The organism is Salinicola sp. DM10 (assembly GCF_017306975.2).
In the GTDB taxonomy this organism is placed as follows: Bacteria; Pseudomonadota; Gammaproteobacteria; order Pseudomonadales; family Halomonadaceae; genus Salinicola.
Genome location: NZ_JAFLEN020000005.1, coordinates 153,759 through 168,621, shown reverse-complemented (window position 1 = coordinate 168,621; position 14,863 = coordinate 153,759). Strand labels below are relative to the sequence as shown.

At 68.6% G+C, this 14,863-nt stretch carries 12 protein-coding genes; 9 read left to right on the top strand and 3 right to left on the bottom strand.

Annotated elements, in window-relative coordinates; translation table 11 throughout:
- Positions 1 to 251: 251 nt before the first annotated feature.
- Genes J0A90_RS16120 through J0A90_RS16110 form a run of 3 tightly spaced genes read left to right on the top strand, consistent with a single transcriptional unit; the run spans position 252 to position 4,086 of the window.
- Positions 252 to 803, top strand: a complete 552-nt coding sequence (locus J0A90_RS16120) for a (2Fe-2S)-binding protein (RefSeq protein WP_207034376.1) — start codon at positions 252 to 254, stop codon at positions 801 to 803.
- The gene (locus J0A90_RS16115; protein ID WP_207034373.1) at positions 800 to 1,834 is read left to right on the top strand and encodes a xanthine dehydrogenase family protein subunit M; all 1,035 of its coding nucleotides are present in this window, start codon (positions 800 to 802) and stop codon (positions 1,832 to 1,834) included. Before J0A90_RS16120 ends, J0A90_RS16115 begins: the two co-directional genes overlap by 4 nt.
- The gene (locus tag J0A90_RS16110) at positions 1,831 to 4,086 is read left to right on the top strand and encodes a xanthine dehydrogenase family protein molybdopterin-binding subunit (protein WP_207034370.1); all 2,256 of its coding nucleotides are present in this window, start codon (positions 1,831 to 1,833) and stop codon (positions 4,084 to 4,086) included. Before J0A90_RS16115 ends, J0A90_RS16110 begins: the two co-directional genes overlap by 4 nt.
- Here the strand turns inward: J0A90_RS16110 and J0A90_RS16105 are convergent.
- On the bottom strand, positions 4,071 to 4,718 hold the full coding sequence (locus J0A90_RS16105; RefSeq protein ID WP_207034367.1) for a TetR/AcrR family transcriptional regulator: 648 nt from the start codon (positions 4,716 to 4,718) through the stop codon (positions 4,071 to 4,073). The two genes, J0A90_RS16110 and J0A90_RS16105, sit on opposite strands and share 16 nt — an antisense overlap.
- A gap of 180 nt (positions 4,719 to 4,898) precedes the next feature.
- Between J0A90_RS16105 and J0A90_RS16100 the strand changes: the two genes are divergently transcribed.
- From J0A90_RS16100 to J0A90_RS16075, 6 genes are all read left to right on the top strand, one after another.
- On the top strand, positions 4,899 to 5,987 hold the full coding sequence (locus tag J0A90_RS16100; protein WP_233076863.1) for an HlyD family secretion protein: 1,089 nt from the start codon (positions 4,899 to 4,901) through the stop codon (positions 5,985 to 5,987).
- A gap of 13 nt (positions 5,988 to 6,000) precedes the next feature.
- Positions 6,001 to 7,551, top strand: coding sequence for a DHA2 family efflux MFS transporter permease subunit (locus J0A90_RS16095; RefSeq protein WP_207034362.1), 1,551 nt, complete (start codon positions 6,001 to 6,003; stop codon positions 7,549 to 7,551).
- A gap of 115 nt (positions 7,552 to 7,666) precedes the next feature.
- The gene (locus J0A90_RS16090; RefSeq protein WP_106418687.1) at positions 7,667 to 8,080 is read left to right on the top strand and encodes a hypothetical protein; all 414 of its coding nucleotides are present in this window, start codon (positions 7,667 to 7,669) and stop codon (positions 8,078 to 8,080) included.
- A gap of 38 nt (positions 8,081 to 8,118) precedes the next feature.
- Positions 8,119 to 10,440: a GNAT family N-acetyltransferase gene (locus J0A90_RS16085; RefSeq protein WP_207034359.1), complete on the top strand. Its 2,322-nt coding sequence runs from the start codon at positions 8,119 to 8,121 to the stop codon at positions 10,438 to 10,440.
- A 112-nt stretch (positions 10,441 to 10,552) separates the two neighbouring features.
- Positions 10,553 to 12,028 (top strand): aminoacyl-histidine dipeptidase, encoded by a 1,476-nt coding sequence (locus J0A90_RS16080; RefSeq protein WP_207034356.1) that lies wholly within the window; start codon positions 10,553 to 10,555, stop codon positions 12,026 to 12,028.
- 181 nt (positions 12,029 to 12,209) lie between these two features.
- Positions 12,210 to 12,851: a Vat family streptogramin A O-acetyltransferase gene (locus tag J0A90_RS16075; RefSeq protein ID WP_207034353.1), complete on the top strand. Its 642-nt coding sequence runs from the start codon at positions 12,210 to 12,212 to the stop codon at positions 12,849 to 12,851.
- Positions 12,852 to 12,893: 42 nt separating this feature from the next.
- Here J0A90_RS16075 and J0A90_RS16070 read toward each other — a convergent pair whose 3' ends face one another.
- Positions 12,894 to 14,039 carry an App1 family protein gene (locus J0A90_RS16070; protein ID WP_233076861.1) on the bottom strand — a complete coding sequence of 382 codons (1,146 nt, stop codon included), beginning with the start codon at positions 14,037 to 14,039 and terminating at the stop codon, positions 12,894 to 12,896.
- Positions 14,040 to 14,153: 114 nt separating this feature from the next.
- Positions 14,154 to 14,717, bottom strand: coding sequence for a type 1 glutamine amidotransferase domain-containing protein (locus J0A90_RS16065; RefSeq protein ID WP_106418683.1), 564 nt, complete (start codon positions 14,715 to 14,717; stop codon positions 14,154 to 14,156).
- Positions 14,718 to 14,863: the final 146 nt, after the last annotated feature.

Sequence of the window (14,863 nt, the reverse complement as noted above, 5' to 3'; positions counted from 1 at the left end):
GGGGTGGCACTCGGGTGTCTATGCTGATCAGTCGACACGGCGACGGCGTCCTGACAGCGCCCCGCCCTGCATGGATTCCCGTGACACCCATTGGTTCCCGGCCGCAGCGCGCCCGGCACCCGCCAGCGTGGCGTCGGTGCCGCCTGCCCCTAACCATGGTGCTCACGCGAGTCGCCCCAGACCGCGGGGCGTGGCCGTGCGCAATGACGCGCCCCGGGCCGCGCCTCGATCACCGATGAGGAGCCGGCAAGATGGACGATTCCGTGCATTCCCCGACCCGGCGCGGGCCCCCCGCGCCGACCCTGAACGTCAACTTCACCCTCAACCAGCAGCCGATCTCGCTAGAGGTCGCCCCCAACGCGGTACTGCTCGACGTGCTGCGCGAGCAGCTCGGCCTCGGTGGTACCAAGAAGGGCTGCGACCACGGCCAGTGCGGCGCCTGCACCGTGCACGTCGACGGCCAGGCGATGAACGCCTGCCTGCGGCTGGCGGTCATGTGTGAAGGCCAGCACGTCACCACGGTGGAGGGGCTTTCGCGGGAAGGCGAACTGCACCCGGTGCAGCAGAGCTTCCTCGCCTGTGATGCCTTCCAGTGCGGTTACTGCACCCCGGGGCAGATGATGTCGGCGACGGCGCTGCTCAATGATCCACGCATCGGCAGCGACGACGCCGCGGTGAAAGAGGCGATGAGCGGCAATATCTGCCGCTGCGGCGCCTACAAGAACATTCTGACAGCGATCCAGCAGGCGCGCGCGACCTTGGCCCACGACGCCACGAGCCGGGCAGGGGAGGGGACCCCATGAGAGCCTTCGACTTCTCCCGCGCCGAGAGCGTCAGCAACGCCGCGCAGCACGGCAACGCCGAGACCGCCTTCGTCGCCGGCGGCACCACCCTGCTCGATCTGGTCAAGCTCGACGTCATGCGCCCGGCGGCGGTGGTGGATATCAACGCGCTGCCGTTGAAGACGGTCGAGCGGCTGGCGGATGGCCGACTCAAGGTCGGCGCGCTGGTGACCAATACCGATCTCGCCCATCACCCGGAGGTGACGCGAGACTACCCGCTGCTCTCCCAGGCACTGCTGGCGGGCGCCTCGACCCAGCTGCGCAACATGGCGACCACCGCCGGCAACCTCATGCAGCGCACTCGCTGCCCCTACTTCCGCGATGTCGGCAGCGCCTGCAACAAGCGCCAGCCGGACAGCGGCTGCGATGCTCGTGACGGTATCAACCGCATGCACGCGCTGCTCGGTGGCAGTGCCGACTGTATCGCCGTGCACCCCTCGGACATGTGCGTGGCGCTGGCCGCCATCGGCGCCACCCTGACCCTCGAAGGGCCGGCGGGCGAGCGCGAAGTGGCGTTCGCCGATTTCCATCGGCTGCCCGGCGACACGCCGCACATCGAGCACGACCTGGCCGCGGACGAGCTGATCACCGCGCTCACCCTCGACGCGCCGCTGACTCTCGATGCGCCGCTGGCGCCGGTCGGATCGCACTATCTCAAGCTGCGCGACCGCGCCTCCTACGAGTTCGCGTTGGCCTCGGCGGCGGCGCAGCTCAAGCTGGACGGCGAGCGGATCAGCGAGGCACGGCTCGCCCTGGGCGGTGTCGCCACCAAACCGTGGCGAGCCAGCGAGGCCGAGGCGGCCCTGGTCGGTCAGCCGGCCGAATTGGCGAGCTTCGAACGCGCCGCCGAGATCGCCCTGCGCGACGCCCGGCCGCTCGCCCACAACGCCTTCAAGGTCGACCTGGCCAAGCAGGCGATCGTACGCGCCCTGCGCGATGCCACCCGCGCCGCCCGCCAGGGCGGCACCGACACCCAGGAGAGCCAGGCATGAACGATCTGACCCAGTCGACACTCGCCCAGCCCAAGGTCGTCGGCCAGCGCACGCCGCGTATCGACGGCGAGTTCAAGCTCACCGGTCGCGCCGGCTATACCGGTGAACTCAGCGTCGAAGGCATGCTCTATGGCTATCCGGTCGGCGCGAGCATCGCCCACGGCACCCTGGAACGGCTCGAACTCGATGAGGCGCTGGCGATGCCCGGGGTGGTCGAGATCTTCCACCACGCCAACTTTCCGCGCCTGCACCGCTCGCCCAACAGCATGGGGCACGGCGATCAGGTGAGCGAGGTGCGCCTGCCGTTCGAGGACGAGCGCATCTACTACCACGGCCAGTACGTCGCACTGGTGGTGGCGGAGAGCTTCGCCCAGGCCCGCGCCGCCGCTCAGCGCGTGGTGGCCCGCTACCGCCAGGAGGCCGGCGCGATCTCCAGCCTGCTCGATGGTGCCCACGACAGCCACACCGAAGGCGAGCTGCTGGAAGACTCAGGAACCACCCGCGGCGATCCGGAAGCCGCGTTCGCCGGCGCCGCGGTGAAGATCGATGCGGTCTATCACATCGCCGCCGAGAGCCACCTGCAGATGGAGATGCACGCCACCCTGGCCGAGTGGCGCGATGACGGCAGCCGGCTGGTGGTGCACGAGTCGAGTCAGGGGGTGTTCTACCAGCGCAACGCCATGGCCCGGATCTTCGATCTGGCGCAGGAGAACATCGAGGTCATCTCCCACTACATCGGCTCCGGCTTCGGCAACAAGCTGTTCATGTGGCCCCACGCGGTGGCCGCTGCCGGTGCCGCGCGCGAGCTCGGGCGCCCGCTCAAGCTGGTGCTGCCACGAGCCCAGGACATGACCGGCGGCGGCAACCGCCCCGCCTCGCGCCAGCGTCTGCGGCTGGGCGCGGATCGCGACGGCCGCCTGAACGCGGTGATCCATGACTCCACCACCGAGACCTCGCTGGTAGACCGCTACGTCGACGCCTGCGGCAGCGCCACGCCGAGCTTCTACGCCTGCGACAACCTGGCGGTCAGCCAGCGCATCCTGGCGCTCAACCACGGCACGCCCTGCCCGATGCGCGCGCCCGGCGAGGTCTCCGGTATCTTCGCGCTGGAGACCGCGATGGACGAGCTGGCGGTGGCGCTAGCGATGGACCCGGTCGAGCTGCGTCTGCGCAACTACGCCCACGAAGACCCGGAGAGCGGCCTGCCGTGGTCGAGCAAGCAGCTCGACAAGTGCCTGCACAGCGCCGCCGAACGCTTCGGCTGGGCCCAGCGCGACCCGGGCATCGGGGCGATGCGCGACGGTGACGAGATCATCGGCTACGGCATGGCCGCGTGCACCTGGTTCGCCGGGCGCCAGCCGTGTCAGGCGCGGGTCGAGCTGCGCGCCGATGGCACCCTGTTCGCGGCCTGTGGCACCCAGGACATCGGCACCGGCACCTACACCATCGTGGCCCAGACGGTGGCCGAGCTGACCGGCGTCGCCGTGGCTGACATCGAGGTCAAGCTGGGCGAGACCAGTCTGCCGACAGGGCCGCTCTCCGGCGGCTCGATGGCCACTGCAACCACGCTGCCGGCGGTGGCGGCGGCGGTCCGCGATGCCTTGAGCGCGCTCAAGGAGGTGGCGACCGGCCACGGTGGGGTGTTTGCCGGGGTCGATGCCGACAGCCTGACGGTGGCCGAGGGCGCGCTGAGTGACGGCCAACGCAGCTACCGCTTTGCCGAGGTGCTCGAGGGCATGCGTCTGTCCAGCGTCAACGGTCAGGGCAGCAGCGCCCCGGGGGAGGAGAAGAAGCAGTACAGCTTCCGCTCTTTCGGTGCCCACTTCGTCGAGGTGCGCGTCGACCCGGGCATCTCGCGGGTGCGGGTGGCACGGGTGGTATCGAGCATGGATATCGGCCGCGCGATCAATCCGCCCACGGCGCGCAACCAGGTCGAAGGGGGCATCGTCATGGGGATCGGCATGGGGCTGTTCGAGAAGCTCGACTACGACCCGCGCGACGCCCGGCTGATCAACGCCAACGTGGCCGACTATATCGTGCCGGTACACGCCGACATCCCCGAGATCGACGTCGAGCTGCTCGACTATCCGGACTTCAAGTTCAACGAGTTCGGTGCCCGCGGGGTGGGCGAGATCGGTCTCACCGGCATTGCGCCGGCGATCTCCAACGCGCTCTATCATGCCACTGGCAAGCGTTACCGCGACCTGCCGGTGACCATCGAAGCGCTGCTTGCCGATCACGCTTCGGGGTAGCGCAACCCGCCGACGAAAAGGGAGACGCAGCGCGCCACGCGCTGCTCGATCGCCGCCTGCGAAGGCGGCGATTCCAGTTGCAGCAGTTGGGTCAGATGCAGCTCGCCGAGCACCGAGCCGAGGAAGATACCGGCGAGTTCGGCGGCGTCGCTCTGGGGCAGGCGTCCGGCGCGCATCTGACGTGCGAGATAGGCGGCCAGCGCCTGACGCACGCGGCCCGGCCCGGCGGCGTAGAACAGCTGGCCGAGCTCGGGTTGCCGCGGGCTCTCCGCCACCACTTCACGGTAGATGCCCAGGGTCTCGCAGTCGGTGACCTTGGTCAGCAGGGTGACGCCCAGGCGCTGTAGCGCCTCCTCGACCGCGAGCCCGTCGACACCCTCGGCGGAGAGCGCTTCGTAGAGGTGGTGGGAGCGGCGCTCGATCATCGCCTGGAACAGCCCCTCCTTGCTGCCGAAGTGGCGATAAAGGGTCGAGAGTGAACCGCCCGCCTCGGCGACGATGTCGTTGACGCTGACCTGACCGTAGCCGCGCTCGAGGAACAGCTTCTGGGCTGCGTCCATCAGTGCGTCGCGGCGTTTGAGACCGCGCTCGGTGGTGGGCGTGAGCGTGCGGGGAGCATCGGATGACGGCATGGCGCTGGCGGAGGCCTCGTTGGATGAGCGGTGAAGGCATCGAGTGAGTTGCCAGCCGTAACGCGATCACGGTGGCGTTTTACGAAAGATAGTGTAGCATACACTACACTTTAGTCGCGCCTGTGTCTCCGGCAAATAGCCGTGTCTCCGGCTCCCAGTCAAAGGCATGAAGATCAACGCATGAAGATCAAGAAAAAGCTCTATACGGCGGCGGCGATCCTGGTGCTGGCGGTCGTCGCGCTGGTGTTCGCGTGGCACTGGTGGCACACCGGGCGCTTCTTCGTCAGCACCGACAACGCCTACGTACACACCGACAGCGTGGCGGTGCGCGCCGAACTCACGGCCAAGGTGGTGCGGGTGGCGGTGACCGACAACCAGCGCGTCGAGGCGGGCCAGCTGCTGGTCCAGCTCGATGATCGCGACACCCGCAGCCAACTGGCCCAGGCCCAGGCTCAGCTCGCGGTCAACGCCGCCGGTGTGACCCAGGCCCAGCGCCAGATCGAACTCGACCGCGCCAGTATCGATGAAGCCCAGGCGCAGGTGAGCGCGGCGGAATCCGACGTCGCCCAGGCGCGCCAGCATCTCGAACGCTCGCAGTCGCTGGCGTCGAAGAACTACGCCTCGCGTCAGCAGCTCGACGACGACCGCGCCTCGCTGCGCGTGGCCCAGGCCACCCTGTCCGCGCGCCGGGCCAGCGTCGAGTCGGCCAAGCGCCGGCTGAGCGCCGACCAGGCCGCGGTGGAGAGCGCCCAGGCCCAGCGCGATGCCGCCCAGGCCGATATCGACTACTACCAGAACCAGCTCGCCAAGACTCGCATCGTCGCCCCGCGCACCGGGGTGGTCGGCAACCGCACGGTGGAGGCCGGCGACCTGGCCCAGCCGTCGCTGACCCTGATGCAGCTGGTGCCGGTCTCCAGCGCTTACGTGGTGGCCAATTTCAAGGAGACCGATATCGAGCGCATGCGCGTGGGCCAGCCGGTCTCTCTGGAGGTCGATGCCTACCCGGATATCGCCTACACCGGCAAGGTCGACAGCGTGGCGCCGGCCACCGGCACCCAGTTCAGTCTGCTGCCGCAGGACAACGCCACCGGCAACTTCAACAAGATCGTGCAGCGGGTGCCGGTCAAGATCCGTATCACCGGCCCCAAGGATCAGCTGTGGCGGCTGCAGGCGGGGCTCTCGGTGGTGCCCTCGGTGGATACGCGCCAGGTCGACGGCCAGGCGATCTACTTCGATCCGGGCCCCGCGCTCGACGACAGCACCCCGTGAGGAGTGACGCGGCATGAGTGAGGTCGCGCCGCCCGCCAACGGCGGCCCGCAGGAGATGCCCTCCTGGCACCACCGCTTCGGTTTCGTCGCGGCGGTGTTCGGGATGTTCATGGCGATCCTCGACATCCAGATCGTGGCCAGCTCGCTCAACGAGATCCAGGCCGGCGTCTCCGCCTCCAGCGACGAGATCTCGTGGATCCAGACCTCCTACCTGATCGCCGAGATCATCATGATCCCGCTCTCCGGGGTGCTGATGCGCTGGCTCTCGACCCGGGTCGCCTTCGTCATCTCGTGCGCCGGTTTCACCCTGGCCAGTCTCGGCTGCGCGCTGGCCACCAGCATCGATCAGCTGATCGTGCTGCGTGCGATCCAGGGCTTCATGGGCGGGGCGATGATCCCGCTGACCCAGGCGGTCAGCTTTTCGCTGTTCCCGCGCCGGGCGATGGGCACGGTGCAGGGCATCATCGGCATGGTGGTGACGCTGGCGCCGTCGATCGGCCCCACCGTGGGCGGCTATCTCACCGAGATCTTCAGCTGGCACTGGCTGTTCCTGGTCAACGTGATTCCCGGCATCTTCGTGACGCTGGCGGTGTGGCGTTTTCTCGACGTCGACGAAGGCGACGCCAGCGTCGCCAAGCGGCTCGACTTCACCGGTTTGATTCTGATCGCGCTGTTTCTCGGCAGCCTCGAGTTCGTGCTCGAAGAGGGCCCCGGCGACGACTGGTTCTCGAGCGAGCTGATCGTGTGGATGACACTGCTCTGCGTGGCCTCCTGCATCGGCTTTTTCTGGCGGGTGCTCACCTGTGAGCATCCGATCGTCGATCTGCGCGCGTTCAAGAACCTCAACTTCTCGGTCGGCACCGGGCTGGTGTTCGTCGTCGGTATCGCCATGTACGGGCTGGTCTATCTGATGCCGCTGTTTCTGGGCGGTGTGCGCGGCTATTCGAGCCTGCAGATCGGCGAGGTGATGTTCGTCACTGGGGTGGCGATGTTCTTCACCGCCCCGGTGGTGGGGCGGCTGACCAACTCGGTCGATCTGCGCGTGCTGCTCTTCTTCGGCCTGCTGCTGGTGGGCATCGGCACCGCGATGAACTCGAATCTCACCAGCGAGTCGGGCTTCTGGCAGTTCTTCTGGCCGCAGATCGTGCGCGGCACCGGCATGATCATGTGCATCATCCCCGCCTCGCGTATCGCCCTGGGCACCCTGGGGCCGGCGGAGCTGGGCAATGCCGCGGGGCTTTTTAGCGTGATGCGCAACCTGGGCGGTGCGGTCGGGCTCGCCATGCTCGATACCGTGCGCGACTGGCGTGAGGACTACCACTGGAACCAGTTGATCCCGGCGCTCGACCAGGGGCGGATCGTGGTCCAGCAGCAGATCGCCAACTATCAGTCGCTGTTGATGGGCCATGTCGCCGACCCCTACCACAGCGCCGTGGCGATGCTCGGCCAGCGGATCGGCGTGCAGACCCAGGTGCTCGCCTACAACGACATCTTCCTGTGGATGGGCTGTCTCTACCTGCTCAGCGTACCGCTGGTGCTGCTGCTCAAGCGCATCGAGCACTGAAGCAGGGCGGGGGAGATGCAGGCGCGCGGCGTGGATGCTTCAATAGCGCCAGACCTCTCGGTGGCGTGACCGCGACGGCCGCGCCGCCTTTGCCAACCCGTTCTGGAAGCCGATGATGCAGACCCCGCAACCGCCCAAGCCGGGCGCCGACGAGCCCGTTCGTACCGTGTCGCGCCTGATCGGCGCCTTCGCCGCACCGGTATTGATCTATCTGGTGGTGTGGGAGCTGGCCGCGCGCCTGCTGCTGCCCGGTGTCGCCGCGTCCGGGCGCGAGTTCGTGATCAACCTGTGCAGCGTGCTGATCCCCTGTCTCGGCGTGCTGGTCAGCGTCTACCTGGCCGGCGTCCGTGCCGGGCGGCTGCTCGGCGGCGGCGTGATGTCGCTGTTCTTTCTCTACCTCTATGTCTCCTCCGGCGTGGCCTTCAGTTGGCTGCCGGTGCTGCTGACCCTGGGCGGCGTGGCCCTGGCGCTGGTGCTGGCGCGCTTCTGCCCCACGCTCAAACCCGACCTCGGCGATCTCTTTGGATAGGGGATCTCTTTGGATAGGTGATCTCTTTGGAGAAAGACGTGAGCCCGCTGGCCGAGTGGCTGCGTGAGCAGTGTGAGGCGCTGCGTGCCCGCCGGGTGCGCGGGGTGCTGTGGATCGCCGCCGACCCTGATACGGCGCTGGCGCGAGCCAGCGAGTGGATCGCCGCCGGCGACTGGCGCACGCCACTGTGGCTGGGCCCGGTCAACGAGAACGCACCCGGCATCCCCCGGCTCGCGGCGGCCAAGGCGCGCTCGCGGCTGGGCCAGGAGCACGACCTGGTGGTCATCGATGCCGTTTCGCCCCAGGGCGGTTTCGATCCCGACGCCTTCGGCGCGCTCAGCGGCACCGTCCTCGCCGGCGGCTGGCTGGTGCTGCTGACCCCGGCACACTGGCTCACGCCCGAGGCGGGGCCGTGGCGGGGGGACGCCGACTACCGCCGCCTGACCCAGTGGCCCCACGCGGCGGAAACACTGAAGGCGCGCTATCTGCGCCGGGTGGCGCGCGGGCTGCTGGCCGCGGAATCGATGGCGGTGTGGAAGCCCGACGCGCTACTACCGCGGGCAGGCGCGCCGACGCGATCGGCGGGTAAACCGGCACAGGCGCAGACATCGACACCGACACCGACACCGGCGAGCAGAGACGCCGACTGTCTCACCGCTGATCAGGCCGAGGCGGTGGCGCGGCTGACCCGGCTGCGTCGGCGCCGGCCGTTGGTGCTGGTCGCCGACCGCGGACGCGGCAAGAGCGCCGCCCTGGGGATCGCCGCGGCGCGCCGGCTGCAGCAGGGCGAGCGGCAACTCTGGGTGAGCGCGCCCACCCGCGAGGCGGTGGCGCCGCTGTTCGCGCGCCTTGCGGCGCTGCTGCCAGAAGGCCGCGTGGATGAGACGGGCTTCACTCTGACCCTGGCGGGGCGGCCGGCGCAGGTCACCTGGCTGCCGCCGGAGCGGGTGCTGCCCGCACTCGAGGGTGCAGAGATCGACCCGCACGCGCCGCCGACCCTGCTGGTGGACGAAGCGGCGGCGATCCCCGCTGCCCGCCTGATCTGCTGGCTCGAACGCTTTCCGCGGCTTGCCTTTGCCACCACGGTGCACGGCTACGAAGGCACCGGGCGCGGCTTCGAGGTGCGCCTGCGCGAGCGTCTCGACCAGCTGACGCCGGGCTGGCGGCGGCTGCGCCTGAGCGAACCGGTGCGCTGGGCCGAGGGCGACCCGCTGGAGGCGCTGACACGGGATCTGCTGTGTCTCGATGCCGAGGCGGCGAGCGCCGAGACGGTGGCGGCCCGCGCCGAGCATCACGCAGTGCGTGTGGTCTGGCTCGACCGCGAGGCGCTGGCGGCGAATGCTACGCTGCTGACCCAGGCGTTCGGGCTGCTGGTACAGGCCCACTACCGCACCGCGCCCAGCGATCTGCGCCATCTGCTCGATGGCCCCGAGGTCATGCTGCCGGCCGTCATGCTGGGCGAGACGCTGGTGGCGATCGCCGTGGTCCAACCGGAGGGGGGCTTCGACGCCGCCCTGGCCGCGGAGATCCACCACGGCAGACGTCGCCCGCGGGGGCACCTGATGGCGCAGTCGCTGGCCTTTCATGGCGGCCATCTCGACGCCGCGTGCGCGCGCTGGTGGCGGCTCATGCGCATCGCCGTGCATCCCACCCTGCGCCGCCGTGGCGTGGGCAGCCAGCTGCTCGCCGCGGTGGAAGAAGCTGCCGTGGCGGCAGGCATCGAGCGCCTCGGTGTGAGCTTCGGCGCCGAGCCGGGGCTGATCGCCTTCTGGCGCCACGCCGGATTCGTGACCCTGCGCCTGGGGTTGACCCGCGAGGCGGCCAGCGGCGAGCCGGCGCTGATGCTGGGGCGGGGGCTGACGCCTGTGGCGCGAGCTACGCTGGCCGCCATGGCGGCGGATTTCCGTCTGCTGCTGCCGGATCTGCTCAGCCAGGCAGCACGGGATCTCGACCCCGAGGTGGCGGCGTCACTGCTCTGGGAAGGCGAGTCCGGGCCGGCCTCCAACGCCCTCAGGGCGCGGCTGGTCTGGTTCGCGGAGGGTGGGGGCGAGCTGGCCCTGGTGCGGCCCTGGCTGCGTCAGGCTTGGCTCGACTGGTGGCGTCGCCAGCCTGCCCCGGGTGCGGAGTTGGCGCTGGCGGATACCCCGGCGGAAAGCGTGCAGGGCAGCGATGTCGCCGCCGCGCTGGGCACGCCGGCGGCCATTGCCAGCGCGGTGGCGGCGCTGTTCCAGGGCCATGACGACCGTCTCTCGGACGATGGCCGGCGCGGGCGCCAGGCGCGCGCCCGGGCGCTTGCCCGCGGTCTGCTCGCGGCGGCCGGTGAAGGCCGCGATATGGTCAAGCCGGCGCCGGGCGAGTAAGGTGTTGGCACACTGAAACAGGCCGCCCGCCGCGCTGCGGGCCGGGCCTTTCTCTTCCATCACCGTTGCAAGCCTGCCGCCGCCTGCGGGTGTCGGCGAGGCCGGAATCGACATGAACGATCATCTGTTAACGCTCTCTCCCGAACCCGTCTGGCGGCATTTCCGTACCCTGTGCAACACGCCGCGGCCCTCGGGGCACGAAGCCCGGCTGGTGGAAACGCTGGAGCAGTGGGCCGATGCCCAGGGGCTCGCTCACGATCGCGACAGCAGCGGTAACCTGCGCATCCGCAAGCCGGCCACGCCCGGCTGCGAGTCGGTCCCGGGGATCATCCTCCAGGGGCATCTGGACATGGTCACCCAGGCCAACGCCGACCGCCCGCATGACTTTCTCAACGACCCGCTCGACACCTACGTCGAAGATGGCTGGCTGCACGCCCGCGGCACCACCCTGGGCGCCGACAATGGTCTCGGCGTGGCCGCTGCGCTGGCGATCCTGGAAACCGACGACATCGCCCACGGTCCGATCGAGGCGCTGTTCACGCTGGAAGAAGAGACGTCCATGAAGGGCGCGCTGGGCCTCGAGGAGGGGTGGCTCGAAGGGCGCTATCTGCTCAACCTCGACTCCGAGGATCGCGGCGAAGTCTATATCGGCTGCGCCGGCGGCGCCGACGTGGTGATCGACGCCGACCTGCCGATGCGCGGCTGCGACGAGGAAGAGGTGATGCGGCGTCTGGCGCTCACCGGCCTGGTCGGCGGCCACTCCGGGGTCGATATCCACAAGGAGCGCGGCAACGCCAACCGGCTGCTGGTACGCGCGCTGCGGGCGCTGGAGGCGTATGACATCCGTCTGGTCGACTACCATGGCGGCACCCTGCGCAACGCCCTGCCGCGGGAAGCCTTCGCCACCATCGTGGTCAACGAGAACCACCTGCCGGCACTGGAAGCGACCCTGGCCGAACTGCAGGCGCTCTATCGCGATGAGCTGGCCGGCGTCGACGATGGCGTCAGCCTGACGCTCTCGCCGGGCGAGCTCTCCTGCGACGACGCCGAGGCGCTGACCGACACCGCCACCGACCTGCTGGTGGCGGCGCTGCACGCTGCGCCCTACGGCATCGAGCGCATGAGCGTGGAAGTACCGGGCGTGGTCGAGACCTCCAACAACCTCGGCGTGGTGACGCTGGAGAACGGGCGTTTCCACCTCTGCGCGCTGGTGCGCTCGCTGCGCGATAGCGCCACGCAAAATCTGGCCGACCGCTTCACCGCGCTGTTCGGGCTGATCGGCGCGCGCACCCGGGTCGAGAACGGCTACCCTGGCTGGACGCCGAGTGCCGACAGCGCGCTGCTGGCGCGCTTCAAGCGCCTGCACCAGGAGACGCTGGGTCAGGAACCGGCGGTCAAGGTGATCCACGCCGGGCTCGAGTGCGGCATCATCGGCAGCAAGTACCCGCAGCTGGAGATGATCTCCTTCGGCCCGGTGATTCGCGGCGCCCACTCACCCACCGAGCGCACCGAAATCGCCTCGGTCGAGGAGTTCTGGCAGGTGCTCAAGGCGCTGGTGGCGGATATCGGCTCGGGCCGCGCGGCCTGATCAGCCGCTGCCGGGCAGGGGCCCTTGGGCCGGCGGTGCGACGCCGGCCTGACTACGACAGCGCGCTTCGACGCCCCGCGGCGGACTGCGATTGCTCCCCAGGGTTTGGGGAAGCGCTTTGGGGAAGCTCGTTGGGGAAGCGCTTCGGTGAAACGCGCTGGAAAAACTCGTTGGAGAAAGCTTGAACGGTCCGAATCCAGACACCAAGCACCCCATGAAGGGGTTTCCGCAGGTTTGCTTCATCAAGAATACCGTGCGGGATCCGAATATCGTCGTCGGCGACTATACCTATTACGACGATCCCGAGGCGCCGGAGGATTTCGAGCGCAACGTCCTCTATCACTTCCCGTTCATCGGCGACAAGCTGGTCATCGGCAAGTTCTGCGCTATCGCGCGCGGTGCGACATTCATCATGAATGGGGCCAATCACAAGCTTTCGGGCATCTCCACATATCCCTTCCAGATCTTTGGTAATGGCTGGGAAAAGGTCATGCCCGAAGCGGGGGATCTGCCGTTCAAGGGTGATACCGTCATCGGCAACGATGTCTGGATCGGTTACGACGCGCTGATCATGCCCGGGGTCACCATCGGCAATGGCGCCATCGTCTCCTCGCGCGCCGTGGTGGTCTCCGATGTGCCGGCCTACACCATCGTCGGTGGCAACCCGGCCAAACCCATCAAGCAGCGCTTCGCGCCGGAAGACGTGGCCAGGCTCGAGGCGCTGGCCTGGTGGGACTGGCCCATCGAGAAGATCACGCAACACCTGGAACACATCGTCGCGGGTGATATCGAGGCGCTGGCGGCCTGTTCGCCCCACGCCTGACGAATCGACTCGGCGGCGGTGTCAACGCGCCGCCGCAGCGGCTCACTCGCGCTGCTGCTGGGCGCGGGTATCAGCGCGTACCGCATCCAATCCTTCCTCCGAAATCAGCCCCTTGGCGTGGGCGTGTTCGGCCATGCCCACGCTGTCGCGGGCGAGCACCAGCTCGCAGCCGGCCTGACGCAGCTCCTCGGCCAGCGCTGCGATCGCGGCGTCGCGCGCCGGGTCGTCGTCCACCTTGCGGATGTAGATCGCGCGGACCCGCTCCGGGTGCGCCTTGACGATCTCGGTGTAGACCTCCGGGTCGTGCTGGCCGCTGTCGCCGATCAGCACGAAGGGCAGGTCATCGTAGAGTGCCAGCATGTTGCGGATCACATTCGACTTGTGCTCCTCGGCCTTGCGCGGCCACGGGCGCTTGAGGGTCATGCCCCACTCGCGCAGGAACAGGATCGGCCCGACCGGGATGCGGTTCATGTTGAAGAACGCTTCGAGCATCTCGTAGATGCTCCAGGGCCCGCGCGAGACGTAGAGCATGGGGCGCTTGCGATTGCCCTCGATACCGCCGTAGAGCGCGCGGTAGAGCGCGGCGACGCCGGGGAAGGCGGTACGCTGGTCGGCCTTCTCGACGAACAGCCGATAGAGCATCTTGAGCTTGTTGGCGACCCCGGTGTACATCACGGTGTCGTCGATGTCGCTGATCACGATCAGGTCGGTGCTGGTCGGCGGGATATAGACTTCGGTCTCGGTGCTGATCGCATCCGCTTCGGAGAGTACCTGCAGCTTGGCGGTGTGCCAGATCGCATCGCCGGGCAGGCTGTGGGTGATGTCGATATGCGCGTAGAAGTAGCCGTCACGGTCGGTGGTCACCGAGGCGTGGGTGGCGCCGAGCCGGATGTCGACCTGCGCCTCGGCGATGCCGCGGCGCACCACGCGGCGGGCGATATCGACCAGATCCTGCATCATGCCGCCCTCCTGCCAAGCCAGCAGGCGCCCGGGCTGGCGGAATACGCGCCCCATGATGAAGGCTTCGCGCTGCGAGCCGTAGCCGCGGAACGGGTGCACCACGACCCCGCCGCGGCCGCTGTCGCGGCGCACAGGGCGCGTGAACAGGCGTACCAGTTTCTTGGCGAAGTGGGCCAGCTTGCTGACGAACAGGCGCGGCAGGCGGCGCGAAGAGGTGGAGTGAGTCACGGGTTGGCGGTTCCTGAATCGAGTGCCTTGAGTATGGGAAGCCTCGGGCGATCCCGCAAAGCACACGAAAACGCCCGCCTGGCGGCGGGCGTTCGGTCTCGTGCGGGATGACGCTCAGGCGTGCTGCTGGCTGTGCCGGCCTTCGGCCAGCTCTTCGAGCAGCTTGGCGTTGAAGGCGTCGAGATCCTTCGGTGTGCGGCTGGTGACGAAGCCGCTGTCGACCACCACCGATTCGTCCACCCAGTGGGCACCGGCGTTCTTCAGATCCTGCGCGACCGAGGGCACCGAGGTGAGCTTGCGCCCCTCGACCACACCGGCGTTGATCAGGATCCAGGGCGCATGGCAGATCGCCGCGACCGGCTTGCCGGCCTCGAAGAACGCCTTGACGAAGGCCAGCGCCTTGTCGTTGATGCGCAGGGTGTCCGGGTTGAACAGGCCGCCCGGCAGCACCAGCGCGTGATAGTCGCTGGGGTTGGCGGCATCGAGTGCCTTGTCGGCCTCGTAGGTGTCACCCCACTCGGTCTCGGCCCACGCGCGAATGCCCTTGCCGTCCGGGGTGATGACGTGCGTTTCCACGCCCTGGCCTTGCAGTGCGGCGCGGGGCGAGGCAAGTTCGGACTCCTCGAAGCCGTCGGCGGCGAGAATGGCGACGCGTTTACCGTTGAGTTGCTGAGCCATCGTGACCTCCTGGTCGTGATGTGTCATGGAGTGTGTGGGCACGTGGGCCATCCCGGTCCACGTGTTGCCCACCCCTCAGTGTGGAACATGAGGGCGAGAGTGCAAGCCGGCCCTGGCGGGCGGCGGTAAAATCATGCAACACATGA

Coding starts and splice junctions, on each gene's coding strand:
- J0A90_RS16120 (WP_207034376.1), top strand. CDS start 252: ATGGACGATTCCGTGCATTCCCCGACCCGGCGCGGGCCCCCCGCGCCG.
- J0A90_RS16095 (WP_207034362.1), top strand. CDS start 6,001: ATGAGTGAGGTCGCGCCGCCCGCCAACGGCGGCCCGCAGGAGATGCCC.
- J0A90_RS16080 (WP_207034356.1), top strand. CDS start 10,553: ATGAACGATCATCTGTTAACGCTCTCTCCCGAACCCGTCTGGCGGCAT.
- J0A90_RS16100 (WP_233076863.1), top strand. CDS start 4,899: ATGAAGATCAAGAAAAAGCTCTATACGGCGGCGGCGATCCTGGTGCTG.
- J0A90_RS16065 (WP_106418683.1), bottom strand. CDS start 14,717: ATGGCTCAGCAACTCAACGGTAAACGCGTCGCCATTCTCGCCGCCGAC.
- J0A90_RS16090 (WP_106418687.1), top strand. CDS start 7,667: ATGCAGACCCCGCAACCGCCCAAGCCGGGCGCCGACGAGCCCGTTCGT.
- J0A90_RS16105 (WP_207034367.1), bottom strand. CDS start 4,718: ATGCCGTCATCCGATGCTCCCCGCACGCTCACGCCCACCACCGAGCGC.
- J0A90_RS16115 (WP_207034373.1), top strand. CDS start 800: ATGAGAGCCTTCGACTTCTCCCGCGCCGAGAGCGTCAGCAACGCCGCG.
- J0A90_RS16110 (WP_207034370.1), top strand. CDS start 1,831: ATGAACGATCTGACCCAGTCGACACTCGCCCAGCCCAAGGTCGTCGGC.